This is a genomic window from Terriglobia bacterium, assembly GCA_020073495.1.
Classification (GTDB): Bacteria; Acidobacteriota; Terriglobia; order Terriglobales; family Acidobacteriaceae; genus JAIQFD01.
Map to the genome: position 1 here is coordinate 422,569 of JAIQFD010000001.1, position 20,652 is coordinate 443,220.

Annotated in this window: 17 protein-coding genes and 1 tRNA gene; 4 read left to right on the top strand and 14 right to left on the bottom strand. The window is 63.4% G+C overall.

Translation table 11 applies throughout. From position 1 onward, the window contains the following. Nucleotides 1-2 precede the first annotated feature (2 nt). The gene (locus LAN37_01945; GenBank protein MBZ5645967.1) at nucleotides 3-1,124 is read left to right on the top strand and encodes a homoserine O-acetyltransferase; all 1,122 of its coding nucleotides are present in this window, start codon (nucleotides 3-5) and stop codon (nucleotides 1,122-1,124) included. A gap of 141 nt (nucleotides 1,125-1,265) precedes the next feature. Here the strand turns inward: LAN37_01945 and LAN37_01950 are convergent, their stop codons facing one another. From LAN37_01950 to bfr, 3 genes are all read right to left on the bottom strand, one after another. Beyond that, on the bottom strand, nucleotides 1,266-3,704 hold the full coding sequence (locus tag LAN37_01950) for a S53 family peptidase (protein ID MBZ5645968.1): 2,439 nt from the start codon (nucleotides 3,702-3,704) through the stop codon (nucleotides 1,266-1,268). A gap of 474 nt (nucleotides 3,705-4,178) precedes the next feature. Further along, nucleotides 4,179-4,268 (bottom strand) — tRNA-Ser (locus LAN37_01955). Nucleotides 4,269-4,375: 107 nt separating this feature from the next. After that, a complete protein-coding gene (gene bfr, locus LAN37_01960; protein ID MBZ5645969.1) occupies nucleotides 4,376-4,852 on the bottom strand; it encodes a bacterioferritin in 477 nt (158 codons plus the stop codon). A gap of 434 nt (nucleotides 4,853-5,286) precedes the next feature. Between bfr and LAN37_01965 the strand changes: the two genes are divergently transcribed. Next, nucleotides 5,287-5,685, top strand: a complete 399-nt coding sequence (locus LAN37_01965) for a hypothetical protein (GenBank protein MBZ5645970.1) — start codon at nucleotides 5,287-5,289, stop codon at nucleotides 5,683-5,685. A gap of 686 nt (nucleotides 5,686-6,371) precedes the next feature. Here LAN37_01965 and LAN37_01970 read toward each other — a convergent pair. From LAN37_01970 to LAN37_01990, 5 genes are all read right to left on the bottom strand, one after another. Then, nucleotides 6,372-7,631: a SpoIIE family protein phosphatase gene (locus tag LAN37_01970; GenBank protein ID MBZ5645971.1), complete on the bottom strand. Its 1,260-nt coding sequence runs from the start codon at nucleotides 7,629-7,631 to the stop codon at nucleotides 6,372-6,374. A gap of 273 nt (nucleotides 7,632-7,904) precedes the next feature. Next, nucleotides 7,905-8,699, bottom strand: a complete 795-nt coding sequence (locus tag LAN37_01975; protein ID MBZ5645972.1) for a response regulator transcription factor — start codon at nucleotides 8,697-8,699, stop codon at nucleotides 7,905-7,907. A gap of 18 nt (nucleotides 8,700-8,717) precedes the next feature. After that, nucleotides 8,718-9,041: a PilZ domain-containing protein gene (locus tag LAN37_01980; protein MBZ5645973.1), complete on the bottom strand. Its 324-nt coding sequence runs from the start codon at nucleotides 9,039-9,041 to the stop codon at nucleotides 8,718-8,720. 241 nt (nucleotides 9,042-9,282) lie between these two features. Beyond that, the gene (locus tag LAN37_01985) at nucleotides 9,283-10,671 is read right to left on the bottom strand and encodes a TldD/PmbA family protein (GenBank protein ID MBZ5645974.1); all 1,389 of its coding nucleotides are present in this window, start codon (nucleotides 10,669-10,671) and stop codon (nucleotides 9,283-9,285) included. Between the two features lie 4 nt (nucleotides 10,672-10,675). Beyond that, nucleotides 10,676-12,142, bottom strand: a complete 1,467-nt coding sequence (locus LAN37_01990) for a TldD/PmbA family protein (GenBank protein MBZ5645975.1) — start codon at nucleotides 12,140-12,142, stop codon at nucleotides 10,676-10,678. 72 nt (nucleotides 12,143-12,214) lie between these two features. Here LAN37_01990 and LAN37_01995 point away from each other — a divergent pair, with 72 nt between their 5' ends. Together LAN37_01995 and LAN37_02000 are read left to right on the top strand one after the other, a co-directional pair. Continuing rightward, nucleotides 12,215-12,571, top strand: a complete 357-nt coding sequence (locus LAN37_01995; protein ID MBZ5645976.1) for a hypothetical protein — start codon at nucleotides 12,215-12,217, stop codon at nucleotides 12,569-12,571. 44 nt (nucleotides 12,572-12,615) lie between these two features. Next, the gene (locus LAN37_02000; GenBank protein ID MBZ5645977.1) at nucleotides 12,616-13,683 is read left to right on the top strand and encodes an AI-2E family transporter; all 1,068 of its coding nucleotides are present in this window, start codon (nucleotides 12,616-12,618) and stop codon (nucleotides 13,681-13,683) included. A 79-nt stretch (nucleotides 13,684-13,762) separates the two neighbouring features. On the opposite strand, the gene ahcY is transcribed toward LAN37_02000, so the two are convergent. The 6 genes from ahcY to lnt form a co-directional block, all read right to left on the bottom strand. Then, the gene (ahcY, locus tag LAN37_02005; GenBank protein ID MBZ5645978.1) at nucleotides 13,763-15,040 is read right to left on the bottom strand and encodes an adenosylhomocysteinase; all 1,278 of its coding nucleotides are present in this window, start codon (nucleotides 15,038-15,040) and stop codon (nucleotides 13,763-13,765) included. A gap of 136 nt (nucleotides 15,041-15,176) precedes the next feature. After that, a complete protein-coding gene (gene metK, locus LAN37_02010; GenBank protein ID MBZ5645979.1) occupies nucleotides 15,177-16,367 on the bottom strand; it encodes a methionine adenosyltransferase in 1,191 nt (396 codons plus the stop codon). 166 nt (nucleotides 16,368-16,533) lie between these two features. After that, on the bottom strand, nucleotides 16,534-17,160 hold the full coding sequence (locus LAN37_02015) for an HD domain-containing protein (GenBank protein ID MBZ5645980.1): 627 nt from the start codon (nucleotides 17,158-17,160) through the stop codon (nucleotides 16,534-16,536). A 66-nt stretch (nucleotides 17,161-17,226) separates the two neighbouring features. Beyond that, a complete protein-coding gene (locus LAN37_02020; protein ID MBZ5645981.1) occupies nucleotides 17,227-17,868 on the bottom strand; it encodes a cation transporter in 642 nt (213 codons plus the stop codon). After that, on the bottom strand, nucleotides 17,869-18,975 hold the full coding sequence (gene prfB, locus LAN37_02025) for a peptide chain release factor 2 (protein ID MBZ5645982.1): 1,107 nt from the start codon (nucleotides 18,973-18,975) through the stop codon (nucleotides 17,869-17,871). It lies immediately after the preceding gene. 49 nt (nucleotides 18,976-19,024) lie between these two features. After that, nucleotides 19,025-20,599 (bottom strand): apolipoprotein N-acyltransferase, encoded by a 1,575-nt coding sequence (lnt, locus tag LAN37_02030; GenBank protein ID MBZ5645983.1) that lies wholly within the window; start codon nucleotides 20,597-20,599, stop codon nucleotides 19,025-19,027. Nucleotides 20,600-20,652 lie beyond the last annotated feature (53 nt).

Below are 20,652 nucleotides of genomic sequence, written 5' to 3' on the forward strand. Positions count from 1 at the left end.
TCATGGCTGCGCTGCAACCGACCTTCGAGGGCGACGTCACCCTGCGCGAGCAGCCGTTTGTGCTCGACTGCGGGGCGCAGTTGCCCTCGGTCACTCTCCACTACGCCGTGTACGGCGATCCGGCGCGGCTACCCGTGGTGCTGGTGTGCCACGCGCTCTCCGGCTCGGCGCGCGCGGCCGAGTGGTGGCCGCAGCTCTACGCACCCCGCGCGCCTCTCGACCGCTTCGCCTCCGTCTGCTTCAACATCGTTGGCTCGTGTTACGGTTCGACCGGGCCGACTTCGGTCGATCCGGCCACCGACCGGGCGTATGGACCCGAGTTCCCTCCCGTGACCATCGCTGACATCGTGCGCGCGCAGGCTTCGGCGCTGGAAACTCTCGGCATCCACAAGCTGTACGCCGTGATCGGCGCCTCCATCGGCGGGATGCAGGCGCTGCAGTGGGCGATCGATTTCCCGGAGCGCGTGGAACGATGTATCGCCATCGGCGCGGCGCCGCTCAGCGCCATGGGACTGGCCTTCAACCACCTCCAGCGCCAGGCGATCCGCCTCGATCCCGGCTGGGAGGACGGGCGATACGCCCGCCAGCCCGCGTCCGGCCTGGGGCTGGCCCGCGCCATCGCCATGTGCACCTATAAGTCGGCGACCCTGTTTGACGAGCGGCACGCGCGGCGCCCCAACCCGCACGAGGACCCCTACCGCTCTCTCGACGCCCGTTTCGACGTCGCCGGCTACCTCGATCACCAGGGTGCGAAGATGGTCGCCCGCTTTGACGCCAACTCCTACCTGGTGATCTCGAAGGCCATGGACACCTTCGACCCGGTGCGCGGCTACACTTCCGACCAGGCGGCGTTCGGGCGCATCCGTGCCCGCACCACCCTGGTCGGCATCAGCACCGACTGGCTTTTCCCTGCCACCGACGTGTGGTCGCTCTCCCAGCGCATCCGCGGCGCGGGCGCGACATGCGATTACGCCGAGATCGACAGCGGACACGGCCACGATGGGTTCCTCGCCGACGCGCACCTGCTCGAGCCCATTCTGCTTAAGGCGCTCGACGTCCAGCCGAGGGGCGCCGTGGCGGCGCATACCCTCACCAAGGAGCTGCGTAATGGAACAGGTGACTGAACAGGAGATTCGCGTCCCCAGGGACCTGCTGCACTACCGGGTGGCGGTCGTGACCGGCGGGTCCCGCGGCATCGGCCGCGACACATCACCGGCGAGGTGCTGAACGTCAACGGAGGCGCCGTGCTCTGCGAATGATTGCTATCAGTTCACGTTCACCGTGACGGGCACGATGTGGATGTCTGCATTACTCTTGCCCTGGAGGACGATCGTCCCCGACTCCGGTACCGGCGGTGGAGGTGGGGGCGGAGGCGTCACGTTCGATCCGCTGCTGCCGCCGCATCCTGCCAGCATGGCCACCAGCAGCAGCATGGCGATGAACGTGGCCGCCAGCGCAGTCTTCTTCTTCGTGCTCCAGCGCTTCCTGTCATCTCTGCCCACGAGCAGGAAGCCGGCTATTAGGGCCGTTCCCCCTCCAGTCCAGGCAAAGAACGTCGGCGAAGCACCGGGTCGCGGTGCGAGCTTCGCCGTGGCGGACGCCGTGATCATGAAGGAGGGGTTTCCGGGAGGCGACATCGCACTCGGCGGCGTACAGGTCACGCCTGCCAGAGACGTCGGCACGATGCAACTGAACGTGATAGTCCCGTTGAAGCCATTCATCCCCTGGAGCGAAACCATCACCGGCTGCGAGGTTCCGTGGGTCACAGTGAGGCTCTGCGTCGTGCTGCTGATCGTGAAGTCCGGCGGCGCCGGCGTGCTGGTGGTGCCCGTGCTCAATTCCGTGATCAGGTTGTAGGCATCCACCGAGCCAAGCCCGCTGGCCAGGTCGTATCCGAGCCCCGCCGTGAAGCCGATCGGCACGCCGCTGGGACAGCCCGGCGATCCGGACTGGCATGGAACCTTGTTGTCCACGGCGGTAATGTCATGGAACGCATCTGTCGAGCCGGCTACGACAAGCCCGTACAGGAGCGGATTCACGTTCCCGACGGGGGTAGGCTGTCCCTGATTCTTCAGTGCCTGGTTCAACAGCGCGACCATGCCCGCGAAACTAGGTGTACCGGCGGAGGTCCCGCCAATCGCGTCCAGAAAGGTACCCGAGTCGCGGAACCCGTTCGTGCAATCCGCGGGAGTTTGCTGACTGGCACAGATCAGGTAGCCGTCGTGGATGAACGCTGCGGCTAAGGAAATGTCAGGCACGTCGCGCGCGCCGTCGGCGGGGGTGAGCGCAGTCTGCCAGGGTGGCTTCGGGAAGATGGCACTGGCGCCGCCGCCTCCCGCTGCGAGGCTGCCCGCAGCGACGGTCTCGTTCCACACCAGTTCCGGGATGTAGGAGAGGGCTGAGCCGTTCGAGCTGTTATTCGCCGTGCTCCAAAATTGGGATGCGTTGGCACCCTCATTGAACTGCGTCCCTCCGACTCCCGTGACATAGGGGCTGCTGGCAGGGAAATCCACCGCTAGTCCATGGATAGCTGTCGGAGCGGTAGGATCTTCGCAATCGGCGGCGCCGGTATCGCCGCCGGGGCCGACCACCGTCTGGCCTTGCAGATTCGCCTGCTGCAAAACAGTGTTTATGGAATTGAGCTCGGCAATGGGCCAACCGTTGGGCGTAGTCGAATTCTCACAAAGGCCATAGCTGATGCTGATCACCGGGACAAACTGTGCCGGTTGACCGTTCGGGGAGATCGGGAAATTGACCGTATAGGTCAGCGAATCGAACACGCTCATGTTAGCTGCTGTGCCCGCGTTGACGTAGATGACGGTGGCATTGCGCGCCACCGCGCCGGCCCACTCCACGTCCAGGTCCGCTTCTCCGATGTCGCTTGTCGAGATCCCGGTATTGGCTCCAGGGATCTGCTGCACGAATGGCGGATTCGCGGACAGCCCGGACAAACTGCGGAAGGTAGCGATATCGCTTAGCGGGATGGCTGTCTGTCCCATGACCGCCAGCCATTGTCCTGTCCCATCGATGCCGGCGTCGTACAACGGCTTCAGGTGGTAGATGGTCGCGAAATCGTCGGGCGTCAGGTAATGGCTGCCGCTGATGCTGGAAGTGAACCTCGGCTGCGCACTGCGGATACCTCGCGGCTTCGGCCGGAAATCGTGCAGGCCGCGTATGCCCAGCACCACATTTGTCAGAGCGTGGGGGAGCGACGGCTCTGCCGCGTTGGCGAAGTGCGCCTCCCCGTTCACTACGTAGTTGTGGATCTCGGTGCCGAACGCCGCCTGCACCTGCGCGGCAGTCCCGCTGAAGGCGATGTACTGCCGTCCTCGCGCCTTTTCGACGATGGTGAACCCCTGCGCTTGCAGCCAGTCGGCCGTCCTGGCGAGATCGCCTTCGCTCGCCCCAAAACGGTCGGCATACTGCTCCGGCGTCAGCCACTTGTGATAGTTCGGCGAGGAAGGGTCCATCTGTTCGCGCAGGAGATTGTCGAGGTCGGCCTCCTGCGCCGCCGTTCGATTGAAGAACAGCGTGATGCGCTGGAGGGGGAACGATCCCGCCACTTTGCCGGTGTCGAATCTCGCCTGTGCGAGAGGATGCACGTTCCCGCGAAGCGCCGTGCGCGCCTCGTCGATCGTGGTGGGGATCCGATTGTAGCCCTGCGCCAGCGCCGTCGAGGCGGCCAGCAGAAGGCTCGCAAACAATACCCAATATCCTGACGTTCTTCTCATAGCTGTGTCGATTCTCTCTTCCTCGCAGGACGCAAGGGGGCGTGTCGCCGAATGTCGAGGCATTATCCTTAGAACACTCCAGGCACTGCAAGGTTGCCACTACTTTGGTGAGTTCGTTGGTACATGTACCAATCCGGAACGAGGACTGTGTGGGAACAGATGTATGGCGGAGAGAGAGGGATTCGAACTTGAGCCGCTCCGCGGGCGTGAGCGCGCAGCGCGGGAGCCCGCTGGCGAAATTTGAGCCGTCTTGCCGGCGTCCGAGCCGGCAGGCGAAATCCTGAGCCTCGAGCAGCGAGGCGAAGGACCTCGCACCTTCCAAAATGCTGGCGGAGAGAGAGGGATTCGAACTTGAGCCCCTCAGCGGGCGTGAGCGCGAAGCGCGGGAGCCCGCTGGCGAAACCCTGAGGAGCGCAGCGACGAAGGACCTCGGGGCGGGCAAAATGCTGGCGGAGAGAGAGGGATTCGAACCCTCGATACGGTTTCCCGTATACACGCTTTCCAAGCGTGCGCCTTCAGCCACTCGGCCATCTCTCCGGTGAGACGTAACCAGGCAGGCGAGCCCGGGTGAGCTCGTTGTTTATTCTAACAGGAGGCAGGATGAGGGCGGCGGGAGGCAGGTCCTGCATCCTGCCTCCTGCCAGCTAATCGTCCTTGTGCAGTTGCTGGGCGAGGTAGTTCTCGATGCCCATCTCGTCGATGGCGTGGAGTTGGGCCTCGAGCCAGTCGATGTGCTCTTCCTCGTCCACCAGGATGTGCTCGAAGAGCTCGCGCGAGCCGCCGTCCTTGAGCCGGTCGCACTCGACGATGAACTCGTTGAGGCGCTTGACCGCGTCGTACTCCAGCTTCACATCGTTCTTGAACTGCGACTCGACGTTCTGCCCGATGTTGATCCTGAAGTAGTCGCTCATGTTGGGCGTGCCGTCGAGGTAGAGGATGCGCTCCATCAGCTTCTCGGCGTGCTTCATCTCCTCGATGGATTCCTTGCGGGTGTGCTTGGCCAGCCGCTCGTACTTCCAGTTCTCCAGCATCTCGGCGTGGAGGAAGTACTGGTTGATGGCCGTCAGCTCGGCCTTGAGCGCCTCGTTCAGCATCGCGATGACTTTGGAATCGCCTTTCACGGGCAGCATCCTTTCGCTAGGAATTGAAGGGCGGATAAGGATAGCAGAGGAAGCGCCGCTCCAGATTTGTACCCCCCTGCCCCCGGCTTTGCCTAACAAGCACGATAAAATCCTTAATTTGTAGGCAACAATCAGAGTTTTTAGGCAAGTGAAATTATACCAACCGGGTCTTCGGTTCGGGGAGTGTAGCGCAGCGTTTTCCAAATCAATCCCTTGGGGGTTTCCCGTGATTCTAAGTATTATGAAGCACGGCAAAAGCACCCGAATTCAAGGACAAGGACATCAGAACGCTGCGTCAGCGTGCGGGAGAGATGTGTTCACGCTGCAAGAAGACGACCAGCCAGTCCCACTCCCATCTCGATAAATCAGTCACACTTGGAGAAGCCGCCCACATACGTGCCGCACGGCATGGAGAAGCGAGGTACATCGCTTCAATGACGGACGAAGAACGCGGACACATAGGTAACGGCATCTGGGTGTGCCGCCCGTGCCACAAGACAATCGACAGTGACGAAAACCTGTACACGATAGAGATCGTTCAAGCGTTGAAAGACCGCCATGAGGCGTGGATACTGGACGGCAAACCTAACTTAGAAAATGCAAGGAAGAAAGCTCGCATTCTTGAGTATCAGGGGCAGACAGTCGGGCAGCTAAACGGCTCGCGTCAATCGAACCCCTCTACTGTATTCGTGGTCGATTGTAATGATGACAACGTGATCCTACGATTTGGGAACGCCGAGCAGCAGCCGATTAGCTGGCCTCTGAACGAAGTCACCTTGGAAACTGATGAGCGTGGCAGGTTCACAATCGTCCTTCACGGACATGGTAGGTAGGAAAGAATTTGCTCCAAGAATGAGACTGTTTTACGTTCACGGTTCCTGTTTGGACACGAAACTTAAGGCCGGGTGCCCCGTCCTAGCCCGGTTTTGGCTAGGGCGGGCAAACTCCTTCGTGCGCCTTCGTGATCCTTTGTGCCCTTTGTGTTGAGCCTTTCTTCACCCAAAGCTCCACAATCTATAGCTCTCAGTAATAGTCAAGAACTATTTTTTCTCGCCTGCAACCCCTTGATCCCACGGCATCTACGGAACCGCCCCGCACGGCCGTGCCGACCCGATTTGCTATGCTCGATGTAGCGGGTCTCGCGCCCGCCGCGCTGCCCTCTACAGCGCTAGTTCATTGACAAGAAAGATCCGTGCCGGACGCAATCACTAACTCCTTTACCCGACATATTTTGCGGAACTGCCGCTGCAATGAAATGACTTAGCGACAAATATGTCGCTAAGTCCTTTACTTCGACATATCGAGGGAGGGGGGAGGGGGTCGAAATCCGGAGCGCCTCTCCTGATCCCCTTGATATCAGGACGTAACTCCTTTGTTTGAACTGATGACCCCAGGGGGTAGGGGGTGTCCGGACCTGGAGATCTGGGAGGAGGTAGGGGTCCCTCGACTTGGGCTAAAGCCCTCGCTCGGGATGACTCAAACGCTCTCGGCGCTCTCGGCGTGCTCGGCGGTGAAAAGATCACGCGCTGCGCAGCAGGATCACCGTAGCATCGTCCTCCAGCGCGCATTTGCCCCGAAAGTCCTGAACGGCTTGCATCAGGCGGGTGACGTTGCAATCGTGCGTCGCCACGAATTCCGCGAGGCGTGCGTGGCCGAACTCCTGCTCCTCGCGGTTCAGCGCTTCGGAGATGCCGTCGGTGTAGAACAGCAGGCGGAAATCGTGACAGAACTTCACGGTGTGCTCGGTGAACGCGCAGGGAAACAGGCCGAGCGGCAGGCCAGCGTCGGTGTGCAGCGGGCGCACTTCCGTTCCGTGGCAAAGGAACGGCCAGGGATGCCCGGCGCTGGCGAAGGTGAGTGTGCGGCGCGCCGGATCGAGTACCCCGTAGATCATGGTGACGTAGCGGCCGGTGGCGACGTCGTCGAGCAGCATCTGATTGACCCGCGCCAGCATCTCGGCGGGGCCGCCGGCCAGCGGCGCCAGCGAGCGCACGATGCTGCGGACCGATGACATCAGCAACGCCGCGGGCAAGCCTTTGCCGGAAACGTCGGCGAGCACGATGCCCCAGCGCCCATCGGCCAGCGGGATGTAGTCGTACCAGTCGCCGCCCACCGCTCCCGCGGAGACGCACTCCGCCTCCAGTAGAAAACCGGGGAGCGAGGGCGCCGCGCGCGGGAGCAGGTTGCGCTGGATGCGGCTGGCTTCGTCCTGCTCCTGCCGGAGTTGGTGCGTCTGGTTCCGCTCACGCTGGATCCGTTGGGCGTTGTCGACGGCCACGGCGATGTGGCCGGCCAGGGCCTTCAGGATCTCGATCTGGGCGCGGGGAAACGCGTCCAACTCGTGGTGCGACGCGCCAAACACACCGATGATCCGGTCGCGCACCTTCAGGGGGATGATGACCTCAGACTGGGTATCGGGCTCGCAGGCGCGATAAAGCAGCTCCTGCGAGACATCGGGCGCGTAGTAGGGCGCGCCGGTCGCAACCACGTGGCCTGATAAACCTTGCGTAACGGGCCAGCGCTCGCCTTTCTTCGACTGGGTGCAGCCATGCACAGCGGCGAGTTGGAATTCATCGCCGTCGATGAGGACGACGGTGGACTCGATGCAGCCAAAATCCACGGCGACGCGATCAACGATGGTGTCGAGGAGCTCGTCGAGCTCGAGGATGGAAGTGATTTGTTGCGCTGCCTTCTGCAACGAGACCAGGGCTTCGACCCGGCGTTGCTGGAAGATCCCAGGGGTCGGCGGCAGGGGAAACGGACTTGCAGGGCTGGCCACGACTTCCTCCTTGCGGATCAAACTATTGGATTCCGGGGCCAGTTACGGGATGCAAAAACGACGGGCGGATGGACCGCCCACCGCCCACGGGAATTATAGAACCGGCCAGGGCGGAGTGAATGAATCCGTGTCTCGTCCCACCCCGGAGCCAGCGGGGAGATAGTAGGGGTCGCTTCGGCTTCGCTCAGGGCAGGCTCTCGACTCGGGCCGAAGCCCTCGCTCGGGATGACACAAAAAGATTCTCGGCGTTCTCGGCGATCTCGGCGGTGAAAGCTAGGCTTTCTGTTGCTGGGCTTGGGCGGCGGCGGCAGCGGCGGCGGCGCTGGCATCGGTCTGGTCGGAGCCCTTGCCGCCGGCGAGGATACGGTGGTGGATGCAGTACAGCGCCAGCTCAAGGCGATCGGAGACGCCCAGCTTGTCGTACACCTTGCGCAGGTAGTTCTTCACCACCTGCTCGGTGGTCCCGATCTCGCTGGCGATCTCCTTGTTCTTCATCCCCTGGGTGACGCAGGACACGATGAGCAGCTCCTTGTCGGTCAGCTTCGTCTTGTGGCGTGGTGACGTGAGCTGCGAGGCCTGCGAGCGGTAGGCCTCCATGACCCAGTTGATGCCCTGGTTGTCGAGCCAGGTCTCGCCCTCGGCCACCTTGCGCACGCAGCGCACCAGCAGGTCGGGGGAGATGGAGCGGGGCACGATACCGCGAACGCCGCGGCGGAAATACTCGATGGTGGCTTCCTCGTCCATGGACTCGGCGATGACCACGATGCGGGCGTTGGGAGCGCGTTTGGAGACTTCGCCCACGGCCTCTGCGGGATTGGGGCAGATGCCGGATTCGAACAGGATCACGTCGGGCGAGAACTTTTGGGCGGCGGCCAGGGTCTGGCCGAGGGTCTCGGCCTGGGCGACCACGCGCAGCTCGTCCTCCAGGGCGAAGATCTTGCGGATGCCGACGCGGTAGATGGCCTGGCTGTCGGCCAGCAACACCTTCAGGACCGGCGCTGAGCCGGACTTTCCCTCATTTGTAGCTTTGGCGGGAGGGCTGCCGGGTTTGGGAGTCGCACTACCCATGTATTGCTGATCGTGCGTTTAATTGCGGTCGAAACGATACTCGTCGATAACGGCGGCGACGGCTCTGCGGTTGCCCTCCTCCGCGCATCGCACCACTCGACCCACACACTTTACCATCACATCGGAAGCGGTCCCCAGCACGGTGGCGGGCATGGCGATGGCAAACTCGATTCGCGAGCCTGGGGCCATATCGGCGTCCACGGTGAACAGAACGCCGCCGGCGGAGATGTTCTCCGTCTCCGCGTGGTGTTCCTGCTTGGCTTCGGTCGTAATGGCTACCGGCAACTTGATCGGGAAGCGGACAGAACTGCGCAGTTCATCCGTCTGCTCGGAATTTTGCATGGCAGCTAGCTTATACACCCGGTTTGGGAGGGAAATGAAGCGTTTTGTGCGAGATACGAGGTAACGAAGGTCATAGGAGGGGAGATGACCTGGCGGGCGGGGCGGAGGTTACTTCAGGATGCGGATAGCAAGGGAGAGCGGGCAGATAGCAGGAGGCTGGGGGGCAGGAAGCAGGGGGCAGGAGGTAGGCCAGCAGGAGCCAGCGGGCGGGAGCTGCATCCCGCCGTCTGCATCCTGCGACCTAAAACTTAGTGACCTCGGTGAAGTTGAAGTCGCGCACCTTCATGGGCGGAACGACCATGTCGAAGGACTCTTCCCCGCTGGCCCGTACCGGCGTACCCAAGGCTTCCACGCCCGAGAGCATGGCGATCAGGCTCTGATTAAAGCGGAAGTTGCGCACGCCGCCCTGGATCTTGCCGTTCTCCACCAGGAAGGTGCCGTCGCGGGTCATGCCGGTGAGGATCTTCTCGTAGGGATCCACCTCGCGGATGTACCAGAGGCGGGTGACCAGGATGGCGCGCTCGGTGGAGGCGATCATCTGGTCCACGGTCCGGCGCTGGGCCTCGGGGCCAGCGTCAAAGACGATGTTGAGCGGAACTTCGCCAATCTCGTTGGGCAGGGGCAGGCCGTGGCCGGTGGGACGGATGTCGCCGACCTTCGCGGCGTACTCGGACTGCTTCATTTTTTCGGCGGTACCGCGCGCGTACACCAGGCTCTTGATGGTCCCACGATCGACAAGCTGGACGCGCTGGCGGCGGACACCTTCGCCGTCGAACGCCGGCCCGGACTGGAGCGGGTGGTAGGCGTCGTCCCAGATGCTGACGTTTTCGCCGAAGAGGCGAGCGCCCACGCGGTTGTTAAGGAACGAGCGCTGGTCGAGGACGGCCAGCCCGCCGAAGTCATAGAACATGAACCCGACCAGATCGAGGACGGCGGCGGGCTCGAGGATGACGGTGTACTTGCCGGGGGCGAGTTCCCTGGGATGGGCCGAGTCGCGGGCCTTGCGCGCCGCGGTTTCAGCCAGCGCGCCGGGGTTGAGGTTGCGCACGTCGGGGGAGTTCGCCTTCTGCCAGCCGGAGGAGTCCTCGGCGAGCATCGTAATGGAAATCTCCGACGAGGTCTGGCGATGGAAGGTCTCCAGGCCGCGGGAATTGAAGATGGCCTCCACACTGCGCGATGAGGAGTAAATCCCGGCTGTGACCAGCTGGTTGCGCTTGGCCACGTCCACGATGTTGGCGACGGCGGCGGCGCGGTCCTGCGGCGTGATGGCGGCGGTCTCCGGAAACCAGCGGTTGGGCGTGCGCTCGTCGGGGCGGTCGGGTTCGGGCTCGGCCATGGGCAGCAGGTCGGGGTCCGGCTGCTGGACCTCGGTGATGGCTTCGGCGGACCGGACGGCGCGCCGCAGCGACTCGGGATCGAGCTTGTTGGTCGTCGCGCGCGCGGTCTTCTTGCCGATCACAGTGCGAACGGAAACGACGTAGTTCTCGTCCGCAACGTTCTGGTGGATGGTGTTGTTGGCGAAGCGGGTGAGTGCGTGATGTCCGCCGGCGATCAGGACCTCGATCTCATCGGCTTCTGAGGCTCGGCTCACTATCTCGAAAATGTCGTTGGCGCGTTCTTCGTTAAGCATTCAGCTATGAGCCTTTGTATGCTGTTCCCACGGTCACATTCTTGAAACGCGCCGGACTCGCGCCGTGGCCGGTGCCCATGGTCTGCATGGGCTGGCCCTTGCCGCAGTTGGGCGTGCCCCAGAGCGTCCACTGGTCGCGCGAGCAGATGGCGTCCATGGAGGCCCAGAACTCGGTGGTGATGCCGGAGTACGACGGGTTCTTGAGCATGCGGCCCAGCTTGCCTCCCTTGATCTCCCATCCGATCTCGGTGCCGAACTGGAAGTTGTAGCGCTTGTCGTCGATCGACCAGGAGCGGTTGGTTTGCATGAGGATGCCGTGATCGGTCCCGGCGATGAGCTGCTCGAAGGTGAGTGGCTTCTCGCCCGGCAGGATGCTGACGTTGGTCATGCGGATGATGGGGATGCGGTTCCATCCTTCGGCGCGCATGGTCCCGTTGGAGCGGTTCTCGCCGATGGAGTGCGCGGTCTCGCGCGACGAGAGGTAGCCGGTGAAGAGGCCGTCTTTGATGATCGGCGTGCACTGCGCCGGAACGCCCTCGTCGTCGTAGGCAAAGGTGCCAAGGCCGGGGCCGTGGTGCTCGGTGGCATCGGCGACGACGTTGACAATGTCGCTGCCGTAACGGAGTTTCCTGAGCTTCTCCAGCGTGAGGAACGACATGCCGGCAAAGTTTGCCTCCATGCCGAGCACACGGTCGAGCTCGATGGGGTGACCGATGGATTCGTGGATCTGAAGACCGAGCTGCGAGGAGTCGAGGATGATGTCGAACTTCCCTTCCGGACATTGGTCGGCTTTGTGCAGCGAGACACACTCTTCGGCGATGCGGCGCGCGTTCTCCACCAGCTTGAGCTCGTCGATCAGCTCGTATCCCTTGTTCTGGTACTGGCCGCCGAAGGAATTGGGAAACGAGCGCTTCTGGATCTCGGTCCCCTGGAAGCTGTAGGCCGTGAATCCGGCGCCGGTGGTGGTGCGGGTCTGGTGGATGTCGGAACCTTCGGACGAATAGAACCACTGCTCGCAGCGGCGGAAGTGCAGGTTGGTCTCGGCGAGGGTCACGCCTTCGACGGCGCGGAGTTCCTTGTCTACGCGCAGCAGCAGGTCGATGTTCTGCGCGATGGAGGTGGAGAAGGGATCGATGCGGCAGGGCGAACTCCATTCGACCACAGCCGCTTTCTCCGGGGCGAGGCGCACATCGTGCTCCTTGACCCCGGCCGAGGCGCGCGCGATCTCGACCGCCTGGGCGGCAGCAGCTTCCACTCCGTCCCTGGTGAGTTCCTCCGTGGCAGCGAAGCCCCAGGAGCCATTGACGATGACGCGGATGCCGACGCCCAGGGACTCGCTCTCCGAGGCGTGGCCGACCGCGCCGTTCTTGGTGGCCAGCAGGCGGTGGCGCTCGTCCACGACGCGCAGGTCGCAGTAGGTGGCGCCGCGCTGCGTTGCCGTGTTCAGGGCCCAATCAGCGATCTGTTTCATGCTCATGGCGACCGAACATCATAAATCAGCCGTCAGCCCTCAGCCATCAGCCCTCAGGTATAGTTGGCGGCGATGAGCCGCAAACCGGCGGTAATGAAACTGGTGAATCTGGAGGACGGGATGCCGACGGTGGAGCGCGCGCAGCTGCTCCTCGAGCACGAACTCCGCACTTCGCGCGAGCAGGGATACAAGGCGGTCAAGATCATCCACGGCTACGGCTCGAGCGGCGTCGGGGGCGGGTTGCGCACCGGATTGCAGGCGACGTTGCGGTGCGCGGCACAGAACGGCGACATCGCGGCCGTGATCTACGGCGAGGACTGGCGCGTATCCGACGAAACAACCTGGGAAATGCTCAAGCGCTATCCCGAGTGGAAGAAGGACCCCGACCTGGGGCGCGGCAACAAGGGGATCTCAATCGTCTTTCTATAGAGTTCGTCGGCCGCGCAGGGCGGCGTGTATTCTGGTTCTCATCCATGCCGAACGTCTTCGACAAGACGACAGCGCGGGTGCTGGCGACGGTGCTGCTGTTCGCCGCAGCGCTTGCGGTCCTCTACCTGGCGCGGAAGACATTCATCGTTTTCCTGTTCGCGATGTTCTTCGCGTACGTGCTGGAGCCGGTCGTGGCGCGGGTGGAGTTGTGGGTGAAAGGGTCGCGGGTGCGGGCGATCGCGGTCACCTATGTCGTACTGCTGGTCATTGTGGCGGTCTTCCTGCTGACGGTGGGGCCGAAGATCGCGCTCGAGGGACAGAAGCTGGCACAGTCGGTGCCTGGGCTGATCGAGAATTTCAGCAGCGGCAAATTCATCGTCACCATCGGCGAAAAGCGCGGATGGAGCTACGAGACCGAGATGCGGATCCAGCAACTGATCACGACGCACCAGGGAGAGATCGTGGCCGCGGCGCAGAGCTTCGCCAAGCGGGCCGCTGAAGTGGCGACGAATGCGCCGTGGGTGGTGCTGATCCCCATCCTGGCCATTTTCTTCCTCAAGGACAAGGGTTCCTTCGTCAGCAGCCTGGTGGAGACGGCGAAGCCGGGCGGCGGCCAGACCTTTCTGCGGCGCATGCTGAACGACGTGGACGTGATGCTGGCCAAGTACATCCGTGCGCAATTGGTGCTGGCCGCGATCTCGCTGGTCGTGTACACGGCATTCCTGGCGATCATGCGTGTGCCCTACGGGTTCGCGCTGGGCCCGGTGGCGGGCGTGCTGGAGTTCATCCCTGTCGTGGGTCCGGCGATCGCGGCGGTGCTGATCGTGGGGGTGAGCTTTCTCAGCGGATATCAGCACGTGTTCGCGCTGCTGATCTTCGTCGGCTTGTGGCGCTTGGTGCAGGACTACGTGAATGCGCCGTGGCTGCTAGGAGAGGGCCTGGAGCTTCATCCGCTGGCGGCGATCTTCGCCGTGCTGGTCGGCGGCGAAGTGGCGGGCGTGGTGGGGATGTTCCTGTCTGTGCCGGTGATGGCGGCGCTGCGCATCGTGTGGCGGAACTGGAGGATCCACCAGGCGGCGGAAGAGGTCGTGCGGCCGAGAGCGGTCGTGTAGATCACGAATCAAAAGAACAAAGCCTCCGCGGATGCGGAGGCTTCTTGCTGGGCGGCAGAGATCGGCCGCCCGACGGTGTTTAGGTTCCCTCGCTCCAGCTCGCCAGGTATTCCTCCTGCTGCGGAGTCAGGCGGTCGATCTTGATCCCCATGGACTCCAGCTTCAGGCGGGCGACGCGCTTGTCGAGCTCGACCGGCACCCCGTAGACCTTCTTCTCCAGCGAGCCGTGGTTCTTCACCATGTACTCGACGGAGAGCGCCTGGTCGGCGAAGCTCATGTCCATCACCGACGCAGGATGGCCCTCGGCGGCGGCCAGGTTGATGAGGCGGCCTTCGCCCAAGAGGTTGATCTTGCGGCCGTCCTTGAGCGAGTACTCCTCGACGAACTCGCGCGTGGTGCGCTTGGAGCTGGACAACTTCTCCAGCGCGGGGATGTCGATCTCGACGTTGAAGTGGCCCGAATTGGAGACGATGGCGCCGTCCTTCATGGCCTCGAAGTGCTCTTTGGTGATGACGCTCTTGTTGCCGGTGACGGTGCAGAAGACGTCGCCGATCTTGGCCGCTTCCGCCATGGACATGACGCGATAGCCATCCATCACGCCCTCAAGAGCGCGGGTGGGATCGACCTCCGTGATGATGACTTCGGCACCCAGGCCGCGGGCGCGCGATGCCAGGCCGCGCCCGCACCAGCCGTAGCCGGCGACCACAAACTTGGAGCCGGCGAGCAGGAAGTTGGTGGAGCGGACGATGCCGTCGATGGTGGACTGGCCGGTGCCGTAACGGTTGTCGAACATGTGCTTGGTCAGGGCGTCGTTGACGGCGATGATGGGGTACTTGAGCACCTTTTCGGCGGCCATGGCGCGCAGGCGGATGACGCCCGTGGTGGTCTCTTCCGTGCCGCCGATGATCCCGTCCGCCACATCGGTGCGCTTGGTCAGCGCGGTGGTGACCAGGTCAGCGCCGTCATCCATGGTGACCTGCGGTTTGTGATCGAGCGCGGCCAGGATGTGCTGATAGTAGGTCTCGTTGTCCTCGCCCTTGATGGCGAAGACCGAGATGTTGTAGTCGCGCACCAGCGAGGCGGCGACGTCGTCCTGGGTGGAGAGCGGGTTGGAGGCGCAGAGCACCACGTCGGCGCCGCCATCGCGCAGCGTGATGGCGAGGTTGGCGGTCTCCGAGGTCACGTGCAGGCAGGCCGAGATGCGGATGCCCTTCAGCGGCTGGTTCTTGATGAATTCCTTGCGGATGAGCTGGAGCACCTTCATCGACTGGTTGGCCCACTCGATGCGCTTCTTGCCCTGATCGGCCAGTTCGATGTTCTTAACGTCACACTTCACTTGCGCGGTTGTTGTCGACATACCTTCCTTGTTGCGAACTCTCGTCGTCATGGATTTCGAACGGTCGCCCGAAGGCGAGCTGGTTTCAGGGACAGGTTCCTAAGATACCAAGAAGGGGAGGATTTTGGGGCGCGATCTTCGCCGCGCCCCGAGGTCCTTACTTGGTGGCCGCGTGCGCGGCGGGATGCGATCTCTCGCCCGCCTGCTCGCGCAGCGCCTTGGCCTTATCCGTCGCCTCCCAGGTGAAGTCCGGGTCCTTGCGGCCGAAGTGGCCGTAAGCAGCGGTCTTGCGGAAGATGGGACGGCGCAGGTTGAGCGACTCCATGATGCCCTTGGGGGTGAGTTTGAAGTTGCCCCGCACCAGGTCAGTGAGCTTCTCGGGAGCCATCTTACCCGTCCCGAAGGTGTCCACCAGGACGCTGACCGGCTCGGCCACGCCGATGGCGTAGGCGAGCTGCACTTCGCAGCGGTCGGCCAAACCTGCGGCCACGATGTTCTTGGCGATGTAGCGCGCGATGTAGGCGGCGGAACGATCCACCTTGGTCGGGTCCTTGCCGCTGAAGCAGCCGCCGCCGTGACGGCCCATGCCGCCGTAGGTGTCCACGATGATCTTGCGGCCGGTGAGGCCGGTGTCGCCCATCGGACCGCCCACGACGAAGCGCCCGGTCGGGTTGATGTGGTACTTGGTATCGGCGTCCAGCATGTTGCTGGGGATCACGGCCTGGATGATGTGCTGGAGGACTTCGGCGCGGAGCCTCTTGTTGTCCACGGTCTCGGAGTGCTGGGTGGAGATGACGACGGCGTCCACGCGGACCGGCTTGTGGATCCTGGCGTCGTACTCCACTGTGACCTGCGACTTGCCGTCGGGGCGTAGGAAATCGAGCTGCCCGCTCTTGCGCGCCTCCGCCAGGCGCAGGGTGAGTTTGTGCGCCAGCATGATGGGCATGGGCATGAATTCCTGGGTCTCGTTGCTGGCGTAGCCGAACATCATGCCCTGGTCGCCGGCCCCGCCCGGATCCACGCCCATGGCGATGTCCGGGGACTGCTCATGGATGGAGGAGATCACGGAACAGGTCTGGGAATCGAAGCCATAGGAGGCGTCCGTATAACCGACCGACTGCACGGTGCCGCGCACGATGGAGGGGAAGTCCACATAGGCCTTGGTGGTGATCTCGCCGGCGATGAAGGCGAGCCCGGTGGTCAGCAGGGTCTCGCAGGCGACACGGCTGTGGGGGTCTTCGGCGATACAGGCATCGACGATCGAATCCGAAATCTGGTCGGCGATCTTGTCCGGATGCCCTTCGGTCACGGACTCAGATGTGAAAAGAAAACGCTCTCTGGAAGACAACTTGGACTCCTTCTTCTTGATGTCGTGAGGCGGCACTCGCCTCGCCACCCGGGGCCGAGGGGTGCGCCGGGAAGGTCACGTTGGGAGACTCTAAAATACCAGAGAACCCGCACCGCATCAATCGTTTACAGCGAATGGAGAGAAACCGGGGTCGAGCGGGTGGCGATCACGGTTCGTGGAGGACGCCGACTTTGCGGTGCAGGGCGCGGACCACGCGTTCGAGCTCGTCCACCAGCGGGTTGACGCGCGGGTCGGAGGGGGCGCTGCGGAGGGCTTTCACCATCTCGCGGTAGTACCAAAGGGTGCCGTCCCGCCCTTTCTTGAACTTGTCCCAGACGGCATCGCCGATCTCGCGGTAGTCGGCGAGGATAGCGCGGGAGTTGTGCAGTTTGTCGGCGGCCGAGACCAGGCGAATGCTCGCGTCGGCCGTCGGCACGTGCGCGATGTAAGCTTTCTTGCGCTCCTCCCACGGAGGCTTGGGGGAAGTGTCGGTGTCGGTACAGCCCTGAACGATGTGGGCCACCCGCTCGCCGAACTCGCGCCGGATCTCCTCCAGGACGGGCTTGCCGCCCTGGTCCTCGACCACGTCGTGCAACAGTGCGGCGATGGCTTCTTCCTGTCCGCCGCCGTAATGCAGCACGAGGGAACAGACGCCCATCAGGTGCTCTATGTAGGGGACACGCTTGCCCTTGCGGCGTTGCGTCCGGTGCTTGCGCAGCGCGTACCCCACAGCGCGCAGAAACTCCGCGTCGAGGAGTGGCTCGGGAAGGTCGGCTTTGCGGCTGTGTTCCACGTCACCCAAGAATTGAAGACTCACCACAGAGGACACAAAGGTACACGAAGAAAAACACAAAGGAAATCAGGAGCGGGAGCACGCGCAGCCCTCACCGCGGAGTGCTTCCCTGCCTTCGTTGATGATGATCGGCGTCATGACCAGCCCGGCGACAGGGTCGGCCCACCACCAGCCGAGGGCCGCATTCAGCACCAGGCCACCGAGAAGGATGGCCGACAGATAGGCACAGAGATCGGTCTGGCGGGAGTCGGCGTGCAGGGCGCGGCTGGAGATGGAGGAGGCGACGCGTCGCTTGGCGCGGGCCAGCAGTGGCATCACGACCAAAGAGACCGCGGCGAGCGCGATGCCGATTGGGCTGCGCTCCGGCGCGTCCTTGAACCACAGCGTCTTCACCGCCTCGCCGGCAACGTAGGCGGCGAGGAGCAGAAAGCTGACGCCTACGAGCTTTAGAGCGCGGCGCTCGGTGGATTCACGGCGCGCCTCGTCTCGGTCGGAGCGCAGGCGCCAGAGCAGGATCCCGCCGGAGGAAACTTCGATCACAGAGTCCAGACCGAACCCGACGAGGGCGATGCTACCCGCCACTACGCCTGCGCCGATGGCGATGAGGCCTTCGAGAGAGTTCCAGATGACGGTTACGTATTCCAGGCGCAGGCCGCGTCGGACAAGTTGTATCCTGCTGATGTCAAGCGCACTGGTGCTGTCGTTCATCTATTTCTGTTGTTGCTGTTCCGCCCGCCGCATCTTCAGAAACTCACGGATGAAGATGTCGATGTCGCCGTCCAGCACGCGGTCCACATCGCCGACCTCGACCTTGGTGCGCACGTCCTTCACCATGCGGTACGGCTGGAGTACGTACGATCGGATCTGGGAGCCAAAATCTATGTCGAGCTTCGAGTCCTCGATCTTTCGGGACGCCGCCTGCTTCTTCTCCAGCTCGTACTCGTAGAGCTTGGAGCGCAGGATCTTCATGCCGCGCTCCTTGTTCTTGTGCTGCGAGCGCTCGTTCTGGCAGGCGACCACGATGCCGGTCGGAAGATGCGTAAGCCGCACCGCCGAGTCAGTGGTGTTCACGTGCTGGCCGCCCCGCCCGCCGGAGCGATAGGTGTCCACGCGCAGGTCTTCGGGCTTGATGTCGATCTGGATGGTCTCGTCTATTTCGGGCGAGACGAACACGCTGGCGAACGACGTGTGCCGCCGCGCCTGCTGGTCGAAGGGGGAGATGCGGACCAGCCGGTGCACGCCGATCTCGCTGGTCAGCAGCCCGTAGGCGTACTCGCCGTTGACGGTAAAGGTCGCCGACTTGATGCCCGCTTCTTCACCGGCCTGGTAGTCGTTGAGCACGGTCTCGAAGCCCTGGCGCTCGGCCCAGCGCAGGTACATGCGCAAGAGCATCTCTGCCCAGTCCTGCGACTCGATGCCGCCGGCGCCAGGATGGATGGTGGCGATGGCGTTGCGGGCGTCGTTCTCGCCGGAAAGCAGGGTCTTGGTCTCGAGGCGCTCGACCAGCGCGCGCAGCGCGTCGATCTCGCGCCTGAGGTCGGCGTCCACGCTCTCGCCTTCGCGGGCAAGCTCGAAGTAGGTGGCGATGTCGCCTTCGCGGCGTGCCAGCTCGGCCTCGGTCGAGAGCGACTCTTCCAGGCGCTTGCGCTCGCGCATGACCTGCTGTGACTGCTCGGGATTCGACCAGAAATCGGGGTCGTGGAGCTTTTTTTCGATCTCGGCTAATTGCGCGCGGAGTTTGGGCGCGTCAAAGGTACTCCCGCAGGTCGCGGACCTTGTCTTTAACGGCGAAGTATTCGCGTTCGAGTTCTTCAACCATATAAGAAGTACCCAGTACCCGGTACTCAGTACCAAGTTGGAGTGGCTAAGAAGTGCGAATCGTCCCTGCACGGAAGCGGATACGGACGAACAGAGCCACCATGACGATTATCGCACACAGGTAGGCGAACAGGTCGCCGTGGCGGGTGTAGAAGGTGGTATCCGAGCGGTAGGCGTAGGGCACGTCGATGGCGATGCGCTCGTGGCGGGGGGCGCGCGTCACCATGCGTCCGTAGGGATCGATGGCGCCGGTGATGCCGCTGTTAGTACCGCGCAGCAGCCAGCGCCGGTTCTCGATGGCGCGCATCCGGGCCATGTTCAGATGCTGATAGGGGGCGCCGGTGTCGCCGAACCAGCCGTCGTTGGAAATGTTGAGGAAGACCTCCGCGCCGCGGGCGGCAAAGATGCGGATCTCGTCCGGAAAGACCGACTCGTAACAGATGAAGACCCCGAGCTTGTGGCCGTTGAGCGTGAACACGGTGCGCTCGGTGCCGGGGGAAAAATCACCCGTCTCCTTCATGAGCGACTGGGCGAAGCGCAGCAGCGATTTGAACGGGACGTACTCGCCGAAGGGCACCAGGTGCACCTTGTCATATCGCCCCACCCATTGGCCGGCGGGGGACATCAGCGCCGCGGAGTTCAGCAATTCCGACGGCCTCTGCCTCCCGGGGCTGCTGCGCACTCCGATGCTCCCGACCAACACATAGGAACCGGTCTCCGAGGCTACGGCCATGATCGCGTGCTGGAACATCGGATCGTTCAGGAAGAACGGGGTTGGCGACTCCGGCCAGACGATGAGGCGCGGCTGCGGAGGTTGGGGCGAAGGCGCCGGCTGCTCGCTCACCGCGCTGAGCTCGCTGACCGTTTTCTGGAAGTATTGGAGGGACCAGGCGCCGCCTTCCAGGATGGGCACGTTCGCCTGCACCAGGCGGGCGGTGTGAGTCGTCGGTTCAGCCGGCGGAAGGGCGAGCACGCCTGCCTGGAGCGACACCGCGGCGGCCACGCTGGCCACCAACATCAGGCGGCGCCGGACCGGGGGCAGCAGGAATGCGGCAGCGAAGGCGGAGTTGACCAGCGCAATGCCGAACGAGAGCCCGTACACCCCGGTGACGGTGGCAATGCCGGTGAGCGGGATGTTGTCCACCTGCGCGGTGCCGAGCACGTCCCAGGAAAAGCCGCTGATGCGCGTCCGGGCCAGTTCCACCGCCACCCACAAGCAAGGCACGAGCGCCAGCACGCGCCCCAGGTTGTCGCCGGACCGGCGGAGAAGGATGGCCAGCACGAGCCCGAAGGCGGCGTGGTAGAGAGCAAGATAGAGGCAGTACAGGATTAGAATGCCGAGGGCGACCGGCACCGAGAGCCCGCCATAGATGTGCATGACGTCGAAAACCCAGGAGCAGCTTCCCGCGTACCAGATGATGCCGCTGAGGTATCCGAGCAGGAAGCCCTGGCCAGGAGTGGTGGCGCCGAGGTCGCGCCCGCCGGGATCCATGATTCGCAGTCTCTTCTGCTGGCCGGCGAGAATGGCGACCAGCAGCGGCGTCAGTGAGATCCAGCACAGGAAAGAGAGGTCGGGCCGGGGGAAGACGAGCACCTGCAGGACGCCCGAGAGGGCGGCCAGCAGCCAGGCCCGATTGCGGATCCCACGCATCTGCGGGTCAGTGTAGCAAAGCG

Excerpts from the sequence above, each read along its gene's own strand:
- LAN37_02020 (MBZ5645981.1), bottom strand. The coding sequence starts at position 17,868 with ATGAACGACAGCACCAGTGCGCTTGACATCAGCAGGATACAACTTGTC.
- LAN37_01985 (MBZ5645974.1), bottom strand. The coding sequence starts at position 10,671 with ATGCTTAACGAAGAACGCGCCAACGACATTTTCGAGATAGTGAGCCGA.
- LAN37_02000 (MBZ5645977.1), top strand. The coding sequence starts at position 12,616 with ATGCCGAACGTCTTCGACAAGACGACAGCGCGGGTGCTGGCGACGGTG.
- LAN37_01965 (MBZ5645970.1), top strand. The coding sequence starts at position 5,287 with ATGACGGACGAAGAACGCGGACACATAGGTAACGGCATCTGGGTGTGC.
- LAN37_01980 (MBZ5645973.1), bottom strand. The coding sequence starts at position 9,041 with ATGCAAAATTCCGAGCAGACGGATGAACTGCGCAGTTCTGTCCGCTTC.
- LAN37_01990 (MBZ5645975.1), bottom strand. The coding sequence starts at position 12,142 with ATGAAACAGATCGCTGATTGGGCCCTGAACACGGCAACGCAGCGCGGC.
- LAN37_01945 (MBZ5645967.1), top strand. The coding sequence starts at position 3 with ATGGCTGCGCTGCAACCGACCTTCGAGGGCGACGTCACCCTGCGCGAG.
- LAN37_01995 (MBZ5645976.1), top strand. The coding sequence starts at position 12,215 with ATGAGCCGCAAACCGGCGGTAATGAAACTGGTGAATCTGGAGGACGGG.
- LAN37_01975 (MBZ5645972.1), bottom strand. The coding sequence starts at position 8,699 with ATGGGTAGTGCGACTCCCAAACCCGGCAGCCCTCCCGCCAAAGCTACA.
- ahcY (MBZ5645978.1), bottom strand. The coding sequence starts at position 15,040 with ATGTCGACAACAACCGCGCAAGTGAAGTGTGACGTTAAGAACATCGAA.